The sequence below is a fragment of the Nocardioides sp. LML1-1-1.1 genome (assembly GCF_040676175.1).
Classification (GTDB): Bacteria; Actinomycetota; Actinomycetes; order Propionibacteriales; family Nocardioidaceae; genus Nocardioides.
In genome coordinates this window covers 1-1,402 of the sequence record NZ_JBEGHK010000014.1, presented here as the reverse complement: position 1 = coordinate 1,402, position 1,402 = coordinate 1, and the positions used below count along the sequence as shown (strand labels likewise).

General features: G+C 67.3%; 1 protein-coding gene. It reads left to right on the top strand.

The window, feature by feature from the left end; all coding sequences use genetic code 11:
- Positions 1-117: 117 nt before the first annotated feature.
- A complete protein-coding gene (locus MRBLML1_RS23250; RefSeq protein ID WP_364520622.1) occupies positions 118-1,356 on the top strand; it encodes an IS256 family transposase in 1,239 nt (412 codons plus the stop codon).
- The last annotated feature ends 46 nt before the right edge of the window (positions 1,357-1,402 follow it).

Genomic DNA, 1,402 nt, shown 5'->3' with positions numbered 1-1,402 from the left:
AGGAGAGTCCCGTGGAGTGGTGGGGTTTGAGGACCGGCGTGGTGGCGTGAAGTAGGCGGCCATCGGCGGGATCTTCGGTGTGAAACGACCAAGTCACGCACTGAAGGAGAACCACCGATGGCCTTGTCCCAGTCTGCCCTGTCCGAGCTGCTCGAGGCGTTCCGCACCGGCGATGGTGTCGACATGATCCGTGAATCGGTTCGCACCGTGCTCCAAGAGCTCGTCGAGTTCGAAGCCGCCGGGGTGATCGGCGCCGGCCGCTACGAACGCACCGAGGACCGCGTCACCGAACGCAACGGCACCCGACCCAAGCTGCTGGCGACCAAGGCCGGCGACATCGAAGTCCGGATCCCCAAGCTCCGCAAAGGCTCCTACTTTCCCTCCATCCTCGAGCCGCGCCGCCGCATCGACCAGGCGCTCTACGCGGTCGTGATGGAGGCCTACGTCCACGGCATCTCGACCCGCAGCGTGGACGACCTGGTGGTCGCGCTCGGCGCTGACTCCGGGATCAGCAAGTCCGAGGTCTCCCGTATCTGCGAGCAGCTCGACGAGTCCGTCGGCGCGTTCCGCACCCGCCCCCTCGACCACACGAGCTTCCCCTACGTCTACCTCGACGCGACCTACCTGCACGTGCGCAACAAGCCCGGCAAGGGCGGCCAGGTGGTCTCGATGGCAGTCGTGGTCGCGACCGGGATCGCCGCCGACGGCACACGGGAGGTCCTCGGGCTCGACGTCGGCGACAGCGAGGACGAGGTCTTCTGGCGCAGCTTCCTGCTCAGCCTCAAACAACGCGGCCTGGGCGGGGTGCGGCTGGTCATTTCCGATCAGCACTCCGGCCTCGTGGCGGCGCTCAAGCGGTCCTTCCAAGGCTCCGCGCACCAGCGGTGCCGGGTCCACTTCGCCCGCAACCTGCTCGCCCACGTGCCGAAGTCTCACGCCGACATGGTCGCGGCGGTGTTCCGCACGATCTTCGCCCAACCCGACCCGAAGGCCGTCAACGCAGCGTGGGACGAGGTCCGCGACCAGCTCGCCGCCTCGTTCCCCAAAGTCGGCCCCCTGATGGATGAGGCGAAGGCCGAGGTCCTCGCGTTCACCGGATTCCCCAAGGCCCACTGGCGCAAGATCTGGTCCACCAACCCACTCGAGCGAGTCAACAAGGAGATCAAGCGCCGCGCCCGGGTCGTGGGGATCTTCCCCAACGCCGCCGCCGTGATCAGGCTCGTCGGTGCGGTCCTGATCGACATGCACGACGAATGGATCGCCGGCGACCGCCGCTACCTCTCAGAAGAGTCCATGGCGCTACTCAACGACCCGGTGGATACTGGTGATCACGCCGCCATCGAGGCTGGCGAGTAGGGCACCGAGGACCACCTCAAAGCCCACCACCCCGCGGGGCTCTGTC